The following is a 20,206-nucleotide window of genomic DNA, read 5'->3' on the forward strand; positions in this document are numbered from 1 at the left end:
CGCACCGAACCCTATCGACTTCCCCGATCAAAGAATTTAGCTATCCTGGCGAATAGTCGCAAAAAGTCGTCAACCATGAGACAACCTCTCCGTTACCCCTGGCTCGATTTCGATGTGGATGATTTTTCCGCGCCGGCGATTGCCGTGCGCGTCGACGTTCCCGAGACCCGGGCGGAGGTACCCTCCCATTGGCACCGCAAAGGCCAACTCGTCTTCGCGCTTGGCGGCGGCGTCACGTGCCGTGTCCCGAGCGGTCTGTGGATGGTGCCGCCGCATTGCGGTGTGTGGATTCCCGGCGGCATGGAGCACAGCAACATCGCGACCGCCAATGCCCGGATTTTCTTCGTCTACATCGAGCCGGGAGCTGCCGATCTGCCGGACCAATGCTGCACGGTTTCGATCTCGCCGCTACTGCGCGAACTGATCGTCGAGCTGTCCGATGGCCTGGAGGATGATGAGGCGAGGGACGAGCTGTTGACCCGTATCCTGCTCTCAGAACTGCCGCGCATGCCGGTCCAGCAGCTGCATCTGCCGATCTCCGCCGAGCCGCGCTTGCGGCGTATCGCCGACGCGTTGGCGCAAGACCCTGCCGACCGCAGCACCCTGGCGGAGTGGGCGAGTCGCGTTGCGCTCAGCGAAAGCAGCCTTGCCCGTCTCGTCGTGAAGGAAACAGGCTTGAGCTTCGGGCGCTGGCGTCAGCAACTGCATCTGATCGTCGCCATACGGGAGCTGGCCTCAGGTGCGAGCGTGCAGCAAGTTTCGGGCGATCTCGGCTATGGCTCCGTCACGGCCTTCATCACCATGTTCAAGAAGGCGCTTGGCAAGCCGCCGGCAAAATATCTCAGCGATATCGCGCAAAATGGCGGCTCTGCATTTGTCGCTTGATCGACCCGCTTGCGACAGACTTGGGCGTGGTCAGGCCGCGGACGGTTCAGCCGCCTCCGGCTTGTGGCCAAGGATTTCCTCGACAATGCCGCGGGCGATCTCGCGTTCGCCCATGATCACCGTGTCGGCGCCGAGCCCCTTGAAGTGCTCGACCTCGGCATCGGAATGGGCGCGGGCGATGACATTGATGCTGGGATTTGCGGCGCGTGCCCTGAGCACGATCTGCCCGGCCTCGAAGGCGTTGGGGATGGCCAGGATCAGCCGGTTCGCCCCCTCCGAATTGGCGGCGGCGAACACTTCGGCATTGGCCGCATTGCCGGACACGGTTTCGATGCCGTCTGCCCTGAGCCTGGCCAGCGTCTTGTCGGCGTCCTCGACGACGAGGAAGGGCAGGGCCGCCTGTTTGAGTGCGGCACCGACAAGGCTGCCGACACGGCCATAGCCGATCAGGATGGTGTGGCCGGTGAGTTTTGTCCTGGGCGGCGCTTCCCCGTTGACGGCTGCCGCGACCGATGCCACCTGGCCCGGCTCCGTCGCCGGTCCGATCGGCTTTGCCTCGGCGGAGGGTCCAGTCTTGGCGCCACGCGCGTCCAGCCATGGCTTCATCCAGTCGAGGGCGAGGAACATCAGCGGATTGAGCAGGATAGACAGGATGGCGCCGGCGAGGATCAGGTCGCGTCCCTGCTCGGGCAGCAGCTTCAGCCCGACGCCAAGCTCGGCCAGGATGAAGGAGAATTCGCCGATCTGGGCAAGGCTTGCCGAAATCATCAGCGCCGTGGCGAGCGGATAGCGGAAAGCAATGACGATGACGAAGGCTGCCAGCGACTTGCCGATGACGATGATGGCCAGCGTCGCCAGGATTGGCCAGCCATTGCTCATCAGGCTGAACGGATCGAACAGCATGCCGACCGAGACGAAGAACAGCACCGAGAAGGCGTCGCGCAGCGGCAGCGATTCCTCGGCGGCGCGGTGGCTGAGTTCGGATTCGCTCATGATCATGCCGGCAAAGAAGGCGCCAAGCGCCAGCGAGACGCCGAACAGTTTGGCCGCACCGAAGGCGACGCCGAGCGCAATGGCCAGCACCGCCAGCCGGAACAGCTCGCGCGAGCCGGTATGGGCGACATAGTGCAGGATCCACGGAATGACCCGGCGGCCAACCACCAGCATGACGGCAACGAAAGCGGCGACCTTGGCCAGCGTGATGCCGACGACGCCCCAGATGCCGTAGCTCGCGGGCAGCGACAAAAGGCTCGCATGATCGTCGATCTGCGGCTGGCCGCCGAGCACGCCGGCAAGCGCCGGCAACAGCACCAGCGCCAGCACCATGGCCAGATCCTCGACGATCAGCCAGCCGACGGCAATGCGGCCGCGCTCAGTCTCGATCAACCGCCGTTCCTGCAAGGCGCGCAACAGCACCACGGTCGAGGCGACGGACAGTGCCAGGCCGAAGACCAGTCCGGCGCCCAGCGACCAGCCGAGCATCCAGGCAAGGCCAGCACCCAACGCCGTGGCAAAACCGATCTGGACGATGGCGCCCGGCACGGCGATGGCGCGGACGGACAGCAGATCCTTCAGCGAGAAGTGCAGGCCGACGCCGAACATCAAAAGGATGACGCCGATCTCGGCCAGTTCGTTGGCGAGGCCGGCATCGGCGACGAAGCCGGGCGTGTTCGGCCCGACCAGCACGCCGGCGACGAGATAGCCGACCAGCGGCGGGATGCGGAAACGGTTGGCAAGCGCGCCGAAGATGAAAGCCAGCCCCAGACCGGCGACGATGGTGGCGATGAGGGGCGTGTCATGCGGCATTGTCTATGCAGCGCCTTTCAGAGATTGTGATGTCGGATGTGCACCGCCCGAAGCCGCTGCCTTTGCAATATGGGGGAGAGGGTGTCGGCGACGCAACCCGCAGGGCCGAATTTGGTGGCAAACGGCGCCAAAAACGAAAGGCGCGCGCAGCACAATCGCTGCACGCGCCGAACGGTGAGTGCCGGATATTCAAGCCGCTTGCAGCATGGTCTCGATGTCGATCACGGCATGGTTGGTCAATGTCTTGGAAATTTCGGCCTGCACCTTGTCGCTGACTTCCTTGTGCAGCTTCTTGCGCACGGTGCCGAGCATCAAGGGCGGCGCGATCAAGACGATCTCGTCGAAGATGCCGTGGTGGGCGAGCTTGTAGAGCCGGTCGGCAATCTCGTCGGCGAAGCGTTCCTTGCCCAGCCGCTGCCAGTCGGTGTCCTCGCCGGCGCTGCGCTGCGCCGAAGGGCCATCATTGTGGCTGATGAGGCTGTCACTGCCTTCCTCTCGTGTCGCCGGATTGTCTTGCTTCATCTCCTGCACAAGCCGCAGGTTCGGATAGAGGCCATCGCCCTCGTTCCTCAGGAACAGCGCTTTTTCGCCATCGGCCACCATGACCCAGAGGCCAGGTTTCAGGTTGATTTTGCTCATCGCGCGCTCCTTGTCGAAGGTTCAAATGCCGCCAAAGATTATTTGTTGCGGTAAGGCCCAACGCGTGGCGAAGCGGGAATGTTCCATTGGCTCGGCTGAGGCGGCAGCAGCCCTTCCCAAAGCGATTTGACTGCTTTCGCGGGCAGCGGCAGAGCCGGGGGCTTTAATCTACCAAATTGGTAGAATTTAGAAAAATCTGTTTTGTGGTGCCGTCCGTCTGCCGCTAAAAGCGCCGCAGAACAAGGCCTGCAACAGCAGCTTGAATCCGCCCCTCTAGCGGATGTGGAATATTTTTCTCTTGGCTGTGACGCTTGCAGAAAAGCGATTGCTTCCCGCGAAGCGATGCGCGAGTGCGTTCCTTCTGGTTTTTCACGCCCGCGCGTAAAACTGCCAAACTGTTCAGGAATCTGCTCGTCATGCCGCAGGCAACGCCCAAGCTCAATGCCTTCCCCGTCTTCGTGCGGGTCGAAGGCGAAGCCGTGGCCATTGTCGGCGGCGGCGAAGAGGCACTGGCCAAGGCGCGGCTGCTCGGCCAGTCGAGCGCGGTGCTGCGTATCATCGCGGAAAACGCCGAGCCGGAGCTGCTGACCTTCATTGCGCACAGCGACGCGATCCACATTGCCGCCGCCTATGATGCCGAGCATCTCGAAGGCGCGGTCATGGTGTTTGCCGCCAGCGGCGATGAGGCGCTCGACCGCCGCGTCGCCGAAGACGCGCGCCGGCTGGGTATACCGGTCAATGCCGTCGATCGGCCGGAACTTTGCGATTTCTTCACCCCGGCGCTGGTCAACCGCGCACCGGTTGCGATTGCCATCGGCACCGAGGGTGCGGGCCCGGTGCTGGCGCAGATGCTGCGCAGCCGCATCGACCAGATGCTGTCGCCGTCGCTCGGACCGCTGGCAACGCTTGCGGCCTCGTTCCGCGGTGCCGCCGAAAAGCTGCTGCCGAGAGGCAATGCCCGTCGCCGTTTCTGGAGCGATTTTTTCGCTGGTGCGCCGGCGCGCGCGGTGGAGGCCGGTGAGCTTTCGCAGGCGCATGATGCGGCTGTCGGCCTGTTGCTTTCGAACGCGCCTGTATCGGGCCACATCGCTCTGGTTGGCGCCGGCCCCGGGGCCGAGGATCTGTTGACGCTGCGCGCCCATCGTCTGCTGATGGAAGCCGACGTCATCGTCTATGACGCGCTGGTGCCGGAGGCGATCGTCGCCATGGGCCGCCGCGACGCCGAGCGCCTGCCTGTCGGCAAGCGCAAGGGGTGCCATTCCAAGAGCCAGGCCGAGATCAATGCGCTGCTGGTCGAACTTGGCCGCGACGGCAAGCGCGTCGTGCGGCTGAAGTCGGGCGATCCGCTGGTGTTCGGCCGCGCCGGCGAGGAAATGGCGGCACTGCGCGATGCCGGCATCGCCTATGATGTGGTTCCGGGCGTCACCGCGGCTTTTGCCGCCGCCGCCGATTTCGAACTGCCGCTGACCTTGCGCGGCGTGTCGTCGTCGATGGTGTTCACCACCGGCCACGACCTCAAGGGCAATTCGCTGCCCGACTGGGCCAAGCTCGCCATCTCGGGTGCTACTGTCGCCGTCTATATGGGTCGCTCGGTCGCTGCCGAGGTTGCCGGACGGCTGATCGAAGCCGGTCTGTCGCCGGATACGGCGGTTGCCGTGGTCGAGAATGCCAGCCTGCAAAATCGCCGCCGCTTTCACGGCACGCTCGCCGACCTGCCATCGCTGGAGGCGCGCGCCGACCTGACCGGACCGGTGATGACCATCATCGGCGATGCGGTCGCGGGTGCCAACTTTGAACGTTCCGAACCGCTGGCGACACACAGGCATGAACGCGCGGATGTCACGCCGCGCGAAGGAGTTGAACAATGAAGGTTCTGACCGCAAACCGCCTCACCGATGGCATCGCCGTCTGGTACGCCAATGGCGGCTGGGCGGAGACGATCGACAGTGCCGATCTCGCCCATGACAAGGCGGCCGAGGACCGGCTGGAGGCGATTGGCGCTAAGGCATACGCCAACAACGAAGTGGTCGACGTCAATCTGATCGACGTGACCGTCGCCGACGGCATCGTCGAGGCGGTGCGGCTGCGTGAAAAGATCCGCGCCGCCGGCCCGACCAACCGCAACGATCTGGGCAAGCAGGCCCGTTCGGAAGCTGTCCGGGCGGCATAAACGACGACATTGATTTAGGTAAGCGGGCGGACGCGCCCGGAAAGACGAAGCATGTACCGTTACGATGAGTTCGACCACGATTTTGTCCAGGCCCGCGTCGCCGAGTTCAGTGACCAGGTGACGCGCCGGCTTGCCGGTGAGATCACCGAGGACCAGTTCCGGCCGCTCAGGCTGATGAACGGCGTCTACCTGCAGCTGCATGCCTACATGCTGCGGATCGCGGTGCCCTACGGCACGCTGAGCGGCAAGCAGCTACGCATGCTCGGCCACATTGCCCGCAAATACGACAAGGGTTACGGCCACTTCACCACGCGCCAGAACATCCAGTTCAACTGGCCGGCGCTGTCGGACATTCCGGCGATCCTGGCCGATCTCGCCAGCGTCGAGATGCACGCCATCCAGACCAGCGGCAACTGCATCCGCAACGTCACCGCCGACCATTTCGCCGGTGCTGCCGCCGATGAAGTCGCCGATCCGCGCCCCTATGCGGAAATCCTGCGCCAGTGGTCATCGGTGCATCCGGAATTCTCGTTCCTGCCAAGAAAGTTCAAGATCGCGGTGACCGGTGCGGAGCGCGACCGCGCCGCTATCCAGACGCATGATATCGGCCTGCATCTGAAGAAGAATGCAGCCGGTGAACTCGGCTTTGCCGTCTATGTCGGCGGTGGCCAGGGTCGCACGCCGATGGTCGCCAAGAAGATCCGCGATTTTCTGCCGGAGGCGGACCTTTTGTCCTACTGCACAGCGATCCTGCGCGTTTACAACCTCTATGGCCGCCGCGACAACAAGTACAAGGCGCGCATCAAGATCCTCGTCCACGAGACCGGTGTCGAAGAAATCACCCGTCAGGTCGAGGCCGAATGGCTGGAACTGAAGGACGCCGAGTTGAAGCTGCCGGAGGCCGATATTCGCGCCATCGATGCCTATTTCGCGCCACCAGCGCTCGGTGACCGGCCGGAGGGTGACGCTTCCGTCAGGCTGGCCCGTCTCGATTCCAAAAGCTTTTCGGAATGGCTCGACCAGAACGTGTTGACGCATCGCCATCCCGACTATGCCGCGGTGACCATCTCGCTCAAGGGCATCGGCGAAGCGCCGGGCGACGCCTCCGACAGCCAGATGGAAGCGGTCGCCGACATCGCCGAAAAATATTCCTTCGACGAATTGCGTGTCAGCCATGAGCAGAACCTGATCCTGCCGCATGTGGCGCGCGCCGACCTCAAGGCGGTCTACGACGCGCTGGTCGATATCGGGCTGGCGACCGCCAATTCCAATCTGATCACCGACATCATCTCGTGCCCGGGCCTCGACTATTGTGCGCTGGCGACGGCGCGCTCGATCCCGATCGCGCAGGAAATCTCGCTGCGCTTCGCCTCGCTGGAGCGGCAGCGCGACATCGGCGAACTGAAGCTGAAGATTTCCGGCTGCATCAATGCCTGCGGCCATCACCATGTCGGCCATATCGGCATTCTGGGCGTCGAGAAAAAAGGCGCCGAGCTCTATCAGGTGACACTTGGCGGCTCGGCCGACGAGAACACGTCGGTCGGCGAGATCATCGGCCGCGGCTTCAGTTCGGAAGAAATCACTGACGCCATCGAGCAGATCGTCGAAACCTATCTCGGCCTTCGGCTCGACCGCACAGAAAAATTCATCGACGCCTACCGCCGTGTCGGTCCCGCGCCGTTCAAGGAGGCGCTCTATGCTGGCGAAACCAAGGCCGCTTGACCGTATCGTCGACGTCGAGGCCGGCATCGCTGCGCAAGCAGCGGGGCTGGACGCGCTGTACGGCCATCTGACCCCGCTCGAGATCATCGAGCGCTCGGCCAGAGAGCTTTTTCATGGCGAGATCGCCGCCGTTTCATCGTTCGGCGCCGATTCAGCCGTGCTGCTGCACATGATCGCCGAGATCGACCGCACGCTGCCGGTGATCTTCCTCGACACCGGCAAGCATTTCGAGGAGACGCTCGGCTATCGCGATGCGCTTGTCGCCGATTTCGGGCTGACCGACATCCGCGTGATCACCCCCGACGAGGCGGCGCTTTCGCGTATCGACCCGACCGGCAATCTGAACCAGACCGACACCGACGCCTGCTGCGATGTGCGCAAGGTCGAGCCGCTGGCGCGCGGCGTCGAGCCGTTCCGCGCCTGGTTCACCGGTCGCAAGCGCTTCCAGGCGGCGACGCGGGCATCGCTGCCGATCTTCGAGGCGGTCGGTTCGCGCATTCGTATCAACCCGCTGGCGCGCTGGACGACGTCCGACCAGGCCGACTATATGCGTGCCCATGCGCTGCGCGAAAATCCGCTTGTCGCCTATGGCTATCTGTCGATCGGCTGCTTCCCGTGCACGCAACCGGTGCAGCCGGGCGACGATGCGCGCAGCGGCCGCTGGGCGGGTCATGCCAAGACCGAGTGCGGCATCCATTTGTCGGGGCTGGAGAAGTCGCTGACCGACGCCTCTCTTTAGGGTATGTTGGTGTTCAGCCGGCCTGCAAACGGCGGCTTCCTGCGCTTCCGGTGCTCACGTACTTCAGTACGCTCCGCTCCGGTTCTCGGAAGCCACCATTTTCGGCTCGGCTTGACCTGAATCTCAACACACCCTTGAGACTATTTTGAGCTTAGGAATTTCTTGATGACTGAACAGACACCGGAGATCGTCACCCGCCTCTGGACCCCGACCGGTTTCCGCGAGGACGAGTGGGCGCATGCCGAAAGCGCCGAGGCGCTGTCGGGCAACGGTCGCTTCATCCTGCCGCTGCAGGCGTTTCTCGGCCTTGATCCGGAGGTCAGGCGCTCGGCCAAGGAGCGCATCGGGGTTCTGCTTCAGCCCGGCGACCAGCTCGAAAAGATCGCCGACCTGCTCGACCAGCTGTCGCTGGTGGCGCTGGCCTTCCCGGCGTTCAGCGATGGCCGCTCCTTCTCCAAGGGCGAGTTGCTGCGCAGCCGCTACCATTTCGAGGGCGCGGTCCGCGCGTCTGGCCAGGTTCTCGTCGATCAGCTGCCGCACATGCTGCGGCTGGGCTTCGACGAATTCGAGGTTTCGCATCCGGTGCTTTTGAAGCGGCTCGAAGAAGGCCGCACCGGCGGGCTGCCGCTGTATTATCAGCCGACCGCCGAGCCGGAGCCCAAGGGGCCAAAATACTCCTGGCGGCGCGAACGCGCGAGCTGACGCAGCGGTAGTTCGCTACGTCTTTACAACAGCTCCTATCAGGCCTTCTCTCACTGTCCGGACGGAAATATCCGCCGGAAGCCGGGAGGGTCTTCATGCGTTACGACTACGTCATCGCCGGTGGCGGCTCGGCCGGCTGCACGCTGGCCGCAAGGCTCTCTGAGGATCCATCGAAAAAGGTCTGCCTGATCGAAGCTGGTGGTGCCGGCAAGGATCTGCTCATCCGCGCTCCGGCAGGCATCATCGCGCTGTTGCCGGGCCGGCCGAAGATCAACAACTGGGCCTTCCAGACGGTACCGCAGCAGGGCTTTGGCGGACGCAAGGGCTACCAGCCGCGCGGTAAGGCGCTGGGCGGCTCCAGCGCCATCAATGCCATGCTGTACACGCGCGGCCATCGCGGCGACTACGACGAATGGGCCGGTCTCGGCTGCGACGGCTGGTCGTGGGACGAGGTGCTGCCCTATTTCCGGCGCGCCGAAGGCAATCAGCGCGGCGCCGACGCGCTGCATGGCGGCGACGGGCCGTTGCGGGTTGCCGAGCAGCAGGAGCCGCGCCCGATCGCCAGGGCCTTTGTAGAGGCCTGCGGCGAAAACCAGATCCGCCGCAACGATGATTTCAATGGGCCGGAGCAGGAGGGGGCAGGGCTCTATCAGGTCACGCAGTTCTGGGGCGAGGCCCGCAACGGCGAGCGTTGCTCGGCCGCTGCCGCCTACCTGCATCCGGCGATGAGCCGGCCGAACCTCACCGTCATCACCGGCGCGCATGCCACCGGCGTCGTGCTTGACGGCAAGCGCGCCACCGGTGTGCGCTACCGCATGGGCAAAAGCGAAACCGTGGCGGAAGCCAGGCGCGAGGTCATCCTGTGCGGCGGCGCCTTCGGATCGCCGCAGCTTTTGCTGTTGTCCGGCATCGGTCCGGCGGCCGAGCTTGCCGTGCACGGCATTCCGCTCGTCCACGAACTGCCGGGTGTCGGACAGAACCTGCAGGACCATCTCGATTTCATCCTGGCCTGGAAGTCGAGGGAGACCGACCTGATGGGCATCGGCCTGCGCGGCACGCCTGGGCTGCTGCGGCATATGTTGCGCTGGCGCAAGGACGGCAGCGGCATGATCGCCACGCCCTATGCGGAAGGTGGCGCCTTCCTCAAATCCGATCCGGCGATCGAGCGGCCCGACCTGCAGCTGCATTTCTGCATCGCCATCGTCGACGATCACGGCCGCAAACTGCATATGGGCTATGGCTTTTCCTGTCATGTCTGCGTTCTCAGGCCGCATTCGCGCGGCACGGTCGGCCTGTCGACGCCAGATCCGTTGGCGCCGCCGCGCATCGACCCGCGCTTTCTCTCCGACGAGCGGGATGCCGCCCTTTTGCTCAAGGGGGTCAAGATGATGCGCGGCATCCTGGAGGCGCCAGCGCTGGCGAAATATCGCCACAAGGAAATCTACACCGCCGGTGCCTCCAGCGATGCCGAATTGATGACGCATATAAGGGCACGCGCCGACACGATCTATCACCCGGTCGGCACGTGCAAGATGGGCGTCGACGCGATGGCGGTGGTCGATCCGCAGCTCAGGGTGCGCGGGCTGCAGGGGCTGCGTGTCGTCGACGCCTCGGTGATGCCGACGCTGATCGGCGGCAACACCAATGCGCCGACGATCATGATTGCCGAAAAGGCGGCAGACATGATCAAGGCCGCCTGATCGTCATCTGTTTCTGGTCAAACCAATCATGCCGTTTCGTCGGCAGCAAGTAATTCCGGCGCGCCCTGGCCTACACAAGATCTGGTCAGACCAATTGTGCGATTCACGCTTTTCCTTTTGCCGTCTTGCTCGTAGGATAGGGCCATTATTTCGCGACCCGAAATAAATAGCACCAAGGGGAGGAATCGGAATGGCAGGCAAGAAAATATTGATGCTCGTTGGCGATTTCAGCGAGGAATACGAGATTTTCGTCTTCGAACAGGCCATGCATGCCGTTGGCCACACCGTCCATGTCGTCTGCCCTGACAAGAAGGCGGGCGACATCCTCAAGACGTCGCTGCACGATTTCGAGGGGCACCAGACCTATACGGAAAAGCTCGGCCACGATTACATCCTCAACAAGACGTTTTCCGAGGTGAGGCCGGACGAATACGATGCCGTCTATGCGGCGGGCGGGCGCGGGCCGGAATATATCCGCATCGACAAGCGGGTGCAGGCGCTGGTGCGGCATTTCCACGAGACCGGCAAGCCGATCTTCACCATCTGCCACGGCGTGCAGATCCTGATCGCGGTCGATGGCGTGGTGCGCGGCCGCGAAGTCGCAGCGCTGCAATATTGCGAGCCGGAGGTCACATTGGCCGGCGGCATCTACATCGATGTCGCGCCGACCGGCGCCCATGTCGACGGCAATCTGGTGTCGGCCAAGGGCTGGCCTGGGCTGGCCGCCTTCATGCGCGAATGCCTGAAGGTGCTGGGCACCGAAATCCGCCATGGCGAGATCCTGCGCGAAGAGCGCAAGGCGGCCTGATCCGGGATTTTGCCAATACCGCCGGGCCGCATGGGTGCGGCGGCGGCCTGGAAATCGGATCAGTCAGAAGTAACGCTTGAGATTGCTGCGGATGCGATCCAGCACGGTGTCGCCGGCGAGGTCAGGCACGAATTCCTTGCCGGTGATCGCTTCAAAGGCCTGCGCGTAAACCCGTGAGGTCTGGTTGACAATCTCGTCGGGTATCCTCGGGATCGGCTCCTTGTATGGATCGCAGCGGGCCGAGACCCAGGACCGGATGAAATCCTTGTCGAAACTGTCCGGCCGCGTGCCGTTCTCGAGCGCCTGCTCGTAGGTCTTGGCGATCCAGTAGCGGCTGCTGTCGGGCGTGTGGATTTCGTCGGCAAGCACGATCGTCCCGTCCTTGTCGGTGCCAAACTCGTATTTCGTGTCGGCGAGGATCAGGCCACGCTCGGCAGCGCGCGTCTGGCCGCGCGCGAACAGCTGCAAGGCGTAGCTTGAAACCGTCTGCCATTGCGCCGGCGTGAGAAGACCCAGCTCGATTATTTCGGCCTCGGACAGGGGCTCATCATGGCCGCCATCGAAAGCCTTGCTCGTCGGGGTGATGATGGCTTCGCGCAGCTTTTCATGGGCGCGCAACCCGTCCGGCAGGACGGTGCCATACATGTGCCGCTCGCCTTTGTTGTATTTGGTCAGGATCGACGTGCTGGTGGTCCCCGCGAGATAGCCGCGCACGACGATTTCGACCGGCAGGATTTCGAGCCGGGTACCCACGACGACGTTCGGATCGGGATACTCAAGCACATGGTTCGGGCAGATATCGGCGGTCTCTTCGAACCAGTAGCGGGCAATCTGCGTCAGGATCTCTCCCTTGAACGGGATCGAGGTCAGGATGGTGTCGAAGGCACTGATGCGGTCGGTGGCGATGATGATGCGTCGCCCGTCCGGCAGGTCGTAATTGTCCCGCACCTTGCCGTTGTAGCGGTTCGGCAGTTCGGGAATGAAGGCATCAGTGAGAACGCGGAGATCGCTCATTGAAGGATATCGTTTGTCGGTTGCAAAATCCGGCTCGCGCTACGCCCGATCCATAAATTTCTGTTGGTGCTAAATCGCCATCCGCGCTTCGCGGAACGACACCAGCTTGCGGCGGTTCTCGTCCCACAGCGCCAGCTTGACGCAACGCAGGCTGTCGAGAAGCGTGACGCGGCCGATGTCGCGCAGTTCCGGATAGTCGCGCAGCACTTCCGGAAGCCGGTAGCATGGCACCTTGGCGGACAGGTGGTGCACGTGGTGGACGCCGATATTGCCGGTGAACCAGTTCAGCACCGGCGGCAGGTCGTAATAGGACGATCCATGCAGCGCCGCATGCTGGAATTCCCATTCGGAATCCTTCGCCCACTCCGTCTCCTCGAACTGGTGCTGGACATAGAACAGCCAGACGCCGGCCGAACCGGCGAGGATGACGATGGGCAGATGGACGACCAGGAAGGCGCCGGGACCGACGAACCAGATCAGGATGGCGGCAGCCAGCGCGATGGCGAGATTGGTGGCCATGGACGACACCCAGGGCGTCAGCCCGCCCCGCATCATGCCGACCGGCAGCCGCTGCTCAAAAATGAAAAGCCATATCGGCCCGAGACCGAACATCACCAGCGGATGGCGATAGAGACGATAGCCAAGACGGCCCCGCCACGACATCTGCCGGTACTCGGCGACGGTCAGTGTCTTGATGTCGCCCATGCCGCGCTCGTCGAGATTGCCGGCGCTGGCGTGATGGGTGGCGTGGGCGCGGCGCCAGCAATCATAGGGCGTCAGCGTCAGCACGCCGAGGGCGCGGCCGATCCAGTCGTCGGCATAGCGATTGGCGAAGAAGGAGCCATGGCCGCAATCGTGCTGGATCATGAAAATCCGCACCAGAAAGCCTGCCGCCGGGAGGATGAGGATCAAACCCCACCAATGGCCATAGGAATAGGCGGCGGAAGACAGCGCCCATAGCGTGACGAAAGGGATGAGGGTGATGGCGAGTTCGACGGTGCTGCGTCGCCTGTCAGGCTTCTTGTAGCGCGCCAGAATCTTTAACCAGGCGCGCCTGCTGTTGGCAGCGGCCTCGGGGGAAATCATGTTCATCAGGAAGCATAGACACAGCCCGCCGCTGCCGCAAGGCGCGGATCACGCCAAATAACTGTGCGTAATTGTCGCGCGATGCGAGCCTTGGCCCTATTGCCGCCGGTCGCCGCCGGCAAGGCTGCCTTCCACACCGTCGAGACGGTCGAGCAGTTCCCTGAAATGGTCGGGAATGTCGGCCTCGGTGCGGAACGCCGGCAAGGTGCGCAGGAAGCGCGTCGTTGCCTCGGTGCTGAACTGGCGCCTGATATCGGCAGCAAGACTTTCGCGCCTGTCGCCATTGTTGCGGGTCGTCATTTCAAAATCCTTCGTCGGGTTCGAAACTCCTCCGGCAGCGGAATGGTTCCCCTATCGCGCCATGCAGGCAAGCAAAGCCGGTGATTACAGTAAAATTTGAATTAATATCGAACGTCTTTGCGATGCGCGGGCAAAGCGCGACCTGTGGCCCTCAGTACGGCTTGCCCCTTGATTTTTGACCGCCAAACCTCGATATCGGGCACAAATCCAAACCATTCGAACTGACGGGAAACGGCGATGAGCGACCAGACGAAAGACGAACGCGCGCCCGAGGACATTGAAACGGCCGAGACCATCGGCGAGCGCGCCGAAGGCAGCATCGACGGCGACTATGAAGCGCTGGTGCGGCTTCTGAAGGAAAACGAAGAGTTGAAGGACCGGGCGCTGCGCGTCGCGGCCGAGATGGAAAACCTGCGCCGCCGCACCGCGCGCGACGTGCATGACGCGCGCACCTATGCGGTGGCCAACTTTGCCCGCGACATGCTGTCGGTGTCGGACAATCTGCGCCGCGCGCTCGACGCCATTCCCGCCGAGGCCAAGGCATCGGGCGATGCCGGGTTCAAGGCGCTAATCGACGGCGTCGAGATCACCGAGCGCGCCATGCTGTCGGCGCTGGAGCGGCACGGGGTGAAGAAGCTCGAGCCGCAAGGCGAGAAATTCGACCCGAATTTCCATCAGGCTATGTTCGAGGTGCCCAATCCGGACGTGCCGGCCAACACCGTCGTCCAGATCGTACAGCCGGGCTATTCGATCGGCGAGCGCGTGCTGCGGCCGGCCATGGTCGGCGTCGCCAAGGGCGGTCCCAAATATGTGGCGAGCGAAACGCCTGTCGAGCCGGGGCCTGTCAATGACGAGGCCGAGAGAGACGCGTAATTAGGGCATTAGGGGAGTAAGGCAGTAGGGAAGGGAGCCGTACCAACGTTGCGGCTTCGTGCTAAACATACTGCCCTAGTACCCTATTTCCTTACTCCCCTGGCCTTTCATGAACCCGATCGAGCTTCTCGACTATGCCGGTGTCGCCGTCTTCGCGGCGACGGGTGCGCTTGCCGCCTCGCGCAAGCAGCTCGACATTATCGGTTTTCTGTTCCTGGCCAGCGTCACCGGCATCGGCGGCGGCACGTTTCGCGACGTCATCCTCAATTTGCCGGTGTTCTGGGTCGCCAACCGCGATTATGTGCTGATCTGCGCAGTGGTTGCCGTGCTGGTCTTCTTTAGCGCCCACCGTGTCGAATCCCGCTACAAATTGCTGCTCTGGCTCGATGCCGTCGGCCTCGCCGCGTTCTCGGTGATGGGCGCCGCCAAGGGCTTGGCCATCACCGGTTCGCCTGTTGTGTCGGTCATCACCGGCATGCTCACAGCCACCTTCGGCGGCATTCTTAGGGATATCCTGGCCGGCGAGCCATCGGTGCTGCTGAGACCCGAGATCTATGTCAGTGCGGCGCTTGCCGGTGCTGCGCTGTTTACGCTTGGCGATCTCGCCGGGCTGCCACCACTCGCCTCAGGCCTCGCCGGCTTTGCCGCGGCTTTCCTGGTGCGCGGCGGCGCGCTCAAGTTCGGCTGGTCGTTTCCGTCCTACAAGAGCCGGCCCGGCCGGCGGCCGGAAGACATTCCTTGAACATCATTGTCCTGCGCGAGCAGCCTGCCAGGCTTTGAGCAGGGTCTTGGGCGCCTGCGTCATGAAGGTGCGTTCGAGCCGGTGGCGCAATTCGTCGGGCGCGATCAGATGTACCCTGACGAGGATCGCCGGCCAGCCCTTGTAGTGATCCGTCTCGAAATAGAGGTCGGGGGCTGCCGCAAGCAGCATCTCCTTCTCGTCCAGTGGGCACATCAGGACGATGGTTTCGGCATCCTTGACCCTAGCCAGCAGCTTCTTGCCGACCTTCAGCGCCGGCGTGCCATAGGATGTGGTTTCGATAACGTTCGGCAGACCGCGCGTCGCAAGCTGCAGTTTCTGGAAGGCGCCGGAAAGATCGTTGCTCAAGGGGGGTCAGGCGGCGAAGCGCTGGGCTTCCCCGCCATAGTAGTTGACGTAGCGCGCGCCGATCTCCTTGACCGGCATGACGACGAACACGTCGACGGTCGAGAATTCGCGGTCGATGACGCAGCCGTCGCCGATGCGGGCGCCGACGCGCAGATAGCCCTTGACCAGCGGCGGCATCGCCGCGATGGCTGCCTTGGCGTTGACCGCCTCGATCGGCATCAGATCCATCGAGCAATAGCGCCCGGTGACCGCGCGTACGTCCCAGGCCGAATTGGTCCGGCAGTGATGGGCAAGGTAGGTGAGCGCCTCGGCATGCGCCGCCGGCACGGTGCCGTGGAACGAAGCGCAACCGGTCATCACGCCGATCTCATAGTGCTTGATATAGGCCCATATGCCTTGCCACAGCGCCTCGATGGTGCGCTTCGAGCGATATTCCGGCAAAACGCAGGAGCGGCCGAGTTCGAGGAAACGCTGGCCGGGATGGCGGGCGATGAGCTTGGTCAGCTCGAATTCACCCTCGGAATAGAACCCGCCTGCGGTTGCCGCGATTTCCTGCCGCAGCAGGCGGTAGGTGCCGACGATGCGGCGATGCTCGGGGCCGGAGAGCGTGGTGTCGAAGACGAGCAGATGGTCGCAGAGCGGATCGAACCGGTCGGCGTCGCGGCGGTCCTGCGCCTTGAACAGGTCCTTCCTGGCGCCAAGCTCGTCATAAAATACCCGGTAGCGGACTTCCTGGGCAGCAGCGATCTCGGCCTCGTTGCGGGCGAGCCGCACTTCGAGGTTGCCGATCCGGCCGAGTGAAGCGCCTTTTATGACGGAATCGGCGCTACGCCCCGCGAGCAGTGCGCCGCTGGCGTTCGGCCGAGTGTCACATTCCGGCATAACTGTATGCACGAGTGATTCTCCTTCGAGCCATCCCTCTTGGCACGGGGATACGGTGTAGGTGCAACAGGATTGTGACAGTACCGTGATACGGCCCGCTGGGCAATACTTCGTCGGCTGGCTGGCGCGTGACTTCGGCAGCCGAAATCTGTTTTGCCGCGCCCGCCTTCGGTTCCGCGAGGGATCATGCGTCAAGCCAAAGGCGCTGTAACGTCGGTGCGCGTGCCATGAGACGCGCCGCACTCCAAGGCCGTCAGCCGGCTACATTTTCTGCGGAGCGTAGTTGCAGGAAGCCATTTCAGGCGGCCACCTGGCCCTCGACGGCGTGAACCAAAGCGTCGGGATCGAGCGGCTTGGTGACGAAACCGCTGGCGCCATGCGCGAGCACGGCGTGGCGGGTCTTTTCCTGGCTGTCGGCGGAAAGCACCATGATCGGCACCGGCGGCACCGCCATTTCCTCCTCGTGGCGGCGGATGGCGGCGATCGCATCCAGCCCGTCCATGACCGGCATGTGCAGGTCCATCAGCACCACGTCAAAACGGTGTTTGAGCCCGGCCTCGGTGACGGCCTCGACCGCGGCCTTGCCGTTGCCGACCACTTTCACGCGATGCCCGGCCTTCACCAGCGTGGCGCGGGCGAGCATGGCGTTGATGTCGTTGTCTTCGGCGATCAGCACCGACAGGCCTTGCCGGCGGCCGCCGAGGGCACGAATGAAAGGGGCCGCCCCACGTTTTTCCGGCTGCGGCTGGGGCAGCGTCGGGGCATGGCTGGTCAAAAGCACGCGCAACAGCGTCTCGCCGCGCACCGGCCTTGCCAGGAAGGTGGCGTAGCCGCTGGCGCGGAATTCGCCAAGCATGCCGCGGTCGGTCGGCGCGATCAGCGTGATGGCCTCGCAATCGGCAAAGCCGCTTTGGCGCAGGCGCTTGAGCAGCCGGCCATCGCTGTCTTCCATGGCTGCATCGATCAGAAGCACGTCGCAGTCCGTGGCAAAAGGCGCCGCTTGGGCCGGTGTTGCGGCCAGATTGACGGCGCCGCCATGGGCGCGAATGGTGCGGGCGATGGCATCGGCCTCGATGGCGTTCTTCGACACGATCACCGCGTGCCGGCCCGATAGAATGCTCTGGCGGTTTTGCGGTGCCTCGGTGGCTGCTATGGCCGGGAGTTCGAAGACGAATTCAGATCCTTCGCCGAGCCGGCTCGACACCGAAATGGTGCCGCCCATGGCTGCCACCAGGCGCCTGGAGATGGCAAGACCGAGGCCGGCGCCGCCATGCGCACGGGTCGACGTGCCGTCGGATTGTTCGAATTCCTCGAAGATGCGCTCCATGTCGTCCTCGCGCAGTCCGGGACCGGTGTCGGCAACGATGAAGCAAATGCGGTCGGTCGTCTCGGTGCGCGCCCGTGCGACGCTCACCAGCACGCCGCCGCTGTCGGTGAATTTGACGGCATTGCCGATGAGGTTGAGCAGCACCTGCCTCACCCTGCCGGGGTCGGCAGTGATCATCAGCGGCACGTCGGGTTCGACATGACAGCCGAGGCCGATGTTCTTGGCGAAGGCCTTCGCCGCCATCAGTTCGATGATGTTGTCGGCGATTTCGCGCAGCGATGTCGGCTGCGGTTCCGGGTCGAACCGGCCCGCCTCGATCTTGGAATAGTCGAGCAGATCCTCGATCAAAGCGAGCAGCGCGCTGGCCGAGGTCGAGACGGCGCTGACATAGGTCCGCTGCTCGGGCGACAGATTGGTGTCGGCCAGAAGCTTGGCCATGCCCATGATGCCGTTCATCGGCGTGCGGATTTCGTGGCTGACCGTGGCGAGGAAGCGCGATTTGGCCTGGCTTGCATATTCGGCGCGTTCGCGGGCGGTGATCAGTGACGATTCGGCGCGCTTGCGCGCGGTGATGTCGCGGGCGATCGCCCGATGCGAGACGGCGCCCGAGTCCTTGTCGCGCACCGACAGCTCGATCCACGAGAACCAGCGCGGCCCGGCCGGCGAGCGGATGGCGACGTCGGTGGAACTCAGGCATTCATGATCCGAAAAGGCGGCATCAGGGACGATGCCGACCTCGATGCCGAGTTCGGTCAGGGTCTTGCCGGCAAGGTCGCGCTGATCGATTTCGACAAGGCCGGCAAAAACCTTGTTGGCATAGACGATGTGGCCGTCACGGTCGCGATGCACGACGAGGTCGCCGAGTGCGTCGATCAGGCCGCGGAAGCGCTCCTCGCTCTCCTGCATCTCCCACATGCGGTCGGCCAGCGTCTCGATCTCGGCGCGGCTGCGGGCCGTGGCTTCGTCGAGCAGGGCCACTGTCCGGCGCTCGGTGCGGCTGGCGCGCAGGTGCATGAGCAGGCCGGCCATGCCGGTCGCCAGCAGGCAGATGGTGATGTAGAGCGGCGCTCCGGTCAGATGCGACAGTCCCGCCAGAACGGCGATGGCAACAACCGTCAGGAAGGGCAGGCCCTCACGGTTGGCGGGCGGCAGTTCGGGCGCCAGCGGCGGCGCGACGAGAATCCGCCGCTTCGGCAGCTCGGGGCCCAGCCCGTCGATGCCTTCGGCACTGTCCGCCTCCCTGATGCCGGATTCCGCGATCATGCGAAATCCCTATCAAACAGAGATTATGGAAGACTGCGGCGGATCGTTCGAATTTTAGCGGTCGTGCGGTTTTGCCCGCTCCAACTGTTTGTCCTTGCGCAATTCAGGACGGAAAGTCGTTTCACACTTTTCCCGGAATTGCTCCTGTAAGCCCTACATATCCACCACGACGCGGCCCCTGATCTTGCCGTCGACGATATCGTGCGCGGCATCGATGATGCCGTCGAAGCCGATGGTTGTGGACAGGCTGGCGAGTTTCTCAAGGTCGAGATCGGTGCCGATGCGGCGCCACGCCTCGACGCGAACCGGCTTTGGCGCCATCACCGAATCGATGCCGAGCAGCGAAACACCGCGCAGGATGAACGGGGCGACGCTCGACGGCAGATCCATGCCGCCGGCCAGGCCGCAGGCGGCGACCGCGCCGCCATAGGAGGTCATCGACAGCACGTTGGCCAGCGTGTGGCTGCCGACCGCATCGATGCCGCCGGCCCAGCGCTCCTTGGCCAGCGGCTTTGCCGGCTGGGCGAGTTCGTCGCGCGAGATTACTTCCGCCGCGCCAAGGTCGATCAGATAGGGGCTTTCGGCGTTGCGGCCGGTCGAGGCGATGACATGATAGCCGAGGCTGGACAGGATCGAGACCGCGACCGAGCCGACGCCGCCGGCGGCGCCCGTCACCACCACCGGGCCGCGATCGGGCACGATGCCGTGCCGCTCCAGCGCGATGACGCAAAGCATGGCGGTGTAGCCGGCGGTGCCGACCGCCATGGCGTCATGCGCACTCATGCCATCCGGCAGCGGCACCAGCCAGTCGCCCTTGACGCGGGCGCGTCCGGCATAGGCGCCGAAATGCGTCTCGCCGACGCCCCAGCCATTCAAGATCACCTTGTCGTCCTTGCGCCAGTCGGCATGGGAAGAGGAGATGACGGTGCCGGCGAAATCGATGCCCGGCACCAGCGGCCAGCGGCGGATCACCGGCGCCTTGCCGGTGATGGCCAGCCCGTCCTTGTAGTTGACCGTCGTCGCCTCGACCGCAACGGTGACATCGCCTTCCATCAGATCGGCTTCGGTGAGGTCGGTCACTGTCACCGACTGCTTCTTCTCGGCGTCGCGCGAAACGAGGATGGCTTTGAAGGTCTCGGTCACTTTTGTCTCCTCGGTCTGGCAGTGCGTGGACTGTGCGGC

General features: G+C 63.9%; 19 protein-coding genes. 10 read left to right on the top strand and 9 right to left on the bottom strand.

Going from position 1 to position 20,206, the window contains the following annotated elements:
* Window positions 1–75: 75 nt before the first annotated feature.
* A complete protein-coding gene (locus tag AC1DXU_RS26440; protein ID WP_477373722.1) occupies window positions 76–885 on the top strand; it encodes an AraC family transcriptional regulator in 810 nt (269 codons plus the stop codon).
* A gap of 30 nt (window positions 886–915) precedes the next feature.
* Here AC1DXU_RS26440 and AC1DXU_RS26445 read toward each other — a convergent pair whose 3' ends face one another.
* Complete coding sequence (locus tag AC1DXU_RS26445; RefSeq protein ID WP_477373724.1) at window positions 916–2,691, bottom strand: cation:proton antiporter domain-containing protein; 1,776 nt, start codon at window positions 2,689–2,691, stop codon at window positions 916–918.
* 189 nt (window positions 2,692–2,880) lie between these two features.
* Window positions 2,881–3,330 (bottom strand): host attachment family protein, encoded by a 450-nt coding sequence (locus AC1DXU_RS26450; RefSeq protein WP_477373726.1) that lies wholly within the window; start codon window positions 3,328–3,330, stop codon window positions 2,881–2,883.
* Between the two features lie 416 nt (window positions 3,331–3,746).
* Here AC1DXU_RS26450 and cysG point away from each other — a divergent pair, with 416 nt between their 5' ends.
* The 7 genes from cysG (at window position 3,747) to AC1DXU_RS26485 (ending at window position 11,171) form a co-directional block, all read left to right on the top strand.
* A complete protein-coding gene (gene cysG, locus AC1DXU_RS26455) occupies window positions 3,747–5,198 on the top strand; it encodes a siroheme synthase CysG (protein WP_477373728.1) in 1,452 nt (483 codons plus the stop codon).
* Window positions 5,195–5,500: a DUF2849 domain-containing protein gene (locus tag AC1DXU_RS26460; RefSeq protein WP_477373730.1), complete on the top strand. Its 306-nt coding sequence runs from the start codon at window positions 5,195–5,197 to the stop codon at window positions 5,498–5,500. The genes cysG and AC1DXU_RS26460 overlap by 4 nt, the downstream gene beginning before the upstream one ends.
* Before the next feature lie 51 nt (window positions 5,501–5,551).
* A complete protein-coding gene (locus AC1DXU_RS26465; protein WP_477373732.1) occupies window positions 5,552–7,222 on the top strand; it encodes a nitrite/sulfite reductase in 1,671 nt (556 codons plus the stop codon).
* Window positions 7,197–7,961: a phosphoadenylyl-sulfate reductase gene (locus AC1DXU_RS26470; RefSeq protein WP_477373734.1), complete on the top strand. Its 765-nt coding sequence runs from the start codon at window positions 7,197–7,199 to the stop codon at window positions 7,959–7,961. Before AC1DXU_RS26465 ends, AC1DXU_RS26470 begins: the two co-directional genes overlap by 26 nt.
* A gap of 165 nt (window positions 7,962–8,126) precedes the next feature.
* On the top strand, window positions 8,127–8,663 hold the full coding sequence (locus AC1DXU_RS26475) for a DUF934 domain-containing protein (protein ID WP_477373736.1): 537 nt from the start codon (window positions 8,127–8,129) through the stop codon (window positions 8,661–8,663).
* Window positions 8,664–8,758: 95 nt separating this feature from the next.
* Window positions 8,759–10,363, top strand: coding sequence for a GMC family oxidoreductase (locus AC1DXU_RS26480; protein WP_477373738.1), 1,605 nt, complete (start codon window positions 8,759–8,761; stop codon window positions 10,361–10,363).
* Between the two features lie 190 nt (window positions 10,364–10,553).
* The gene (locus AC1DXU_RS26485; protein WP_477373740.1) at window positions 10,554–11,171 is read left to right on the top strand and encodes a DJ-1/PfpI family protein; all 618 of its coding nucleotides are present in this window, start codon (window positions 10,554–10,556) and stop codon (window positions 11,169–11,171) included.
* 63 nt (window positions 11,172–11,234) lie between these two features.
* Here the strand turns inward: AC1DXU_RS26485 and AC1DXU_RS26490 are convergent, their stop codons facing one another.
* The 3 genes from AC1DXU_RS26490 to AC1DXU_RS26500 all read right to left on the bottom strand — a co-directional run bounded on the left by AC1DXU_RS26490 (window position 11,235) and on the right by AC1DXU_RS26500 (window position 13,571).
* A complete protein-coding gene (locus AC1DXU_RS26490; protein ID WP_477373742.1) occupies window positions 11,235–12,185 on the bottom strand; it encodes a phosphoribosylaminoimidazolesuccinocarboxamide synthase in 951 nt (316 codons plus the stop codon).
* A gap of 69 nt (window positions 12,186–12,254) precedes the next feature.
* Complete coding sequence (locus AC1DXU_RS26495) at window positions 12,255–13,277, bottom strand: fatty acid desaturase (protein WP_477318992.1); 1,023 nt, start codon at window positions 13,275–13,277, stop codon at window positions 12,255–12,257.
* Window positions 13,278–13,367: 90 nt separating this feature from the next.
* Entirely contained in the window at window positions 13,368–13,571 is a 204-nt protein-coding gene (locus AC1DXU_RS26500; RefSeq protein WP_477373744.1) for a hypothetical protein, read from the bottom strand.
* 237 nt (window positions 13,572–13,808) lie between these two features.
* On the opposite strand from AC1DXU_RS26500, the gene grpE reads away from it, so the two are divergent.
* Both grpE and AC1DXU_RS26510 read left to right on the top strand, forming a co-directional pair.
* Window positions 13,809–14,444: a nucleotide exchange factor GrpE gene (gene grpE, locus AC1DXU_RS26505; protein WP_477373746.1), complete on the top strand. Its 636-nt coding sequence runs from the start codon at window positions 13,809–13,811 to the stop codon at window positions 14,442–14,444.
* Window positions 14,445–14,553: 109 nt separating this feature from the next.
* Window positions 14,554–15,186, top strand: coding sequence for a trimeric intracellular cation channel family protein (locus tag AC1DXU_RS26510; RefSeq protein WP_477373748.1), 633 nt, complete (start codon window positions 14,554–14,556; stop codon window positions 15,184–15,186).
* Window positions 15,187–15,189: 3 nt separating this feature from the next.
* Here the strand turns inward: AC1DXU_RS26510 and AC1DXU_RS26515 are convergent, their stop codons facing one another.
* The 4 genes from AC1DXU_RS26515 to acuI all read right to left on the bottom strand — a co-directional run bounded on the left by AC1DXU_RS26515 (window position 15,190) and on the right by acuI (window position 20,167).
* Entirely contained in the window at window positions 15,190–15,552 is a 363-nt protein-coding gene (locus AC1DXU_RS26515) for an MmcQ/YjbR family DNA-binding protein (protein ID WP_477319000.1), read from the bottom strand.
* A gap of 6 nt (window positions 15,553–15,558) precedes the next feature.
* Window positions 15,559–16,434, bottom strand: a complete 876-nt coding sequence (gene olsB, locus AC1DXU_RS26520) for a l-ornithine N(alpha)-acyltransferase (RefSeq protein WP_477319146.1) — start codon at window positions 16,432–16,434, stop codon at window positions 15,559–15,561.
* A 298-nt stretch (window positions 16,435–16,732) separates the two neighbouring features.
* Window positions 16,733–19,024 carry a hybrid sensor histidine kinase/response regulator gene (locus AC1DXU_RS26525; protein ID WP_477373750.1) on the bottom strand — a complete coding sequence of 764 codons (2,292 nt, stop codon included), beginning with the start codon at window positions 19,022–19,024 and terminating at the stop codon, window positions 16,733–16,735.
* A gap of 153 nt (window positions 19,025–19,177) precedes the next feature.
* Complete coding sequence (gene acuI / locus AC1DXU_RS26530; protein ID WP_477319004.1) at window positions 19,178–20,167, bottom strand: acrylyl-CoA reductase (NADPH); 990 nt, start codon at window positions 20,165–20,167, stop codon at window positions 19,178–19,180.
* Window positions 20,168–20,206 lie beyond the last annotated feature (39 nt).

The organism is Mesorhizobium sp. P3_A10 (genome assembly GCF_056403175.1).